This is a genomic window from Streptomyces sp. NPDC017202 (assembly GCF_044331705.1).
Lineage (GTDB): Bacteria > Actinomycetota > Actinomycetes > Streptomycetales > Streptomycetaceae > Streptomyces.
Genome location: NZ_JBIRNP010000053.1, coordinates 1 through 1,532, shown reverse-complemented (window position 1 = coordinate 1,532; position 1,532 = coordinate 1). Strand labels below are relative to the sequence as shown.

The 1,532-nt window shown below is 67.9% G+C and carries 1 protein-coding gene; it reads left to right on the top strand.

The window, feature by feature from the left end; translation table 11 throughout:
* The first annotated feature begins 112 nt into the window (after positions 1-112).
* Complete coding sequence (locus tag ACH4N1_RS34975) at positions 113-1,519, top strand: IS4 family transposase (protein WP_398104566.1); 1,407 nt, start codon at positions 113-115, stop codon at positions 1,517-1,519.
* The last annotated feature ends 13 nt before the right edge of the window (positions 1,520-1,532 follow it).

Sequence of the window (1,532 nt, the reverse complement as noted above, 5' to 3'; positions counted from 1 at the left end):
CAACACCGTTGCGTTAGCGCTGTGACCTGCGAGGCAAGAGAGGCTGTACGAGACAACGGGACTCCTGTAGATCAACGATCGGCGAGAAAGTCGATCAAGGTCAGGGGTCCCGTTGCGGGAGAAGTCTGTCATCACGTCCACGATCGAGACAGCCCGGGGTGTGTTCGCGCCGGGTCATCTGGGGGAGTTGACCCAGATCGTGGACTTCGCGTTGGTGGACGCGGTGCTGGAGGAGACGGGCCGGCGCGAGAAGCGCCTGCGGCTGCTGCCTTCGCGGGTGGTGGTGTACTTCGTGCTCGCTCTCGCGCTGTTCGAGCACCACTCGTACCGCACGGTGTGGTCCAAGCTGACCGCCGCCCTGACCCCGCTGGCCCTGGTGTGTCCCGCGGCCTCTTCGCTGACGCGGGCCAGACGCAGGGTGGGGGCCGCGCCTTTGCGGGCTCTGTTCGAGACACTCGCCGGGCCCGTCGCCCGTCCCGGGCGGGCCGGGTCCTTCTACCGGGGCCTGCGCACGGTGGCCGTCGACGGGACCCTGCTGCACACCCCCGATGACGAGACACTCATCTGGCGCTACCCCAAGCGGGCCGGCGAGAGTCTGGAGTTCGGCTATCCGCTGATGCGGCTGCTGGTCCTGGTCGAGTGCGGCACCCGCGCGCTCATAGCCGCAGCCTTCGGACCGGAATCCCAGGGCGAAATCCCTTACGCCAAGCGGATGTTGACCGGTCTGAACGAGACGATGCTCCTCCTGGCCGACGCTGCCTTCGACGGCAACGAGTTCCTCGACGCGATCCACCACAGCGGGGCGCGGTTCCTGGTGCGCTCCGGAGCCCGCCGCGTCCCCACCCCCGCCGAGCACCTGGGTGACGGCTCCTACATCGCCCGCATCGGCTACGGCGTCCTGCGGGTGCTGCTGCCGGTGCGCGTGATCGAGGCGAGTCTCACCATCACCCTGGCCGACGGCACCGTCCGCACCGAGCAGTGGCGGCTGATCACCAACCTGCTGGACCCTGTCCGCTATCCGGCCGCCGAACTCGTTGAGCTGTATCACCGCAGGTGGCAGGCGGAAACCACGTATTTCTCGATCAAGGCCACGATGCTCGACGGCCGCGTCCTGCGCTCCCGCAGCGTCGACGGCCTCGACCAGGAGGTCTACGCCCTGCTCACCGCCTACCAGGCTCTGATCCGCGCCGGCGACGACGCCCTGACCGGACGGCCGGACATACCCATGGAACGGATCAGCTTCACCGTCCTGCTGGCCGCCGCAACCGACACCGTCACCGCGGGCCATGGAGTCTTCCCCGGCACCCTCATCGACCTGGTCGGCACGATCGGCCACGCCGCCCTGAGCGACCTCCTGCCCACCCACCGACGGCAACGAGTGAAGGCCCGCACCCGCAAGAACCCCACCAGCAAGTACGGCCCGAACGCCGGACAACACCCCCAGAAGGCCCAGAACTACACCGTCCACACCACCGTCGCATTCTTCGAACACGGCCTCAACAGCCGCTCACAGCGCTAACGCAACGGTGTTG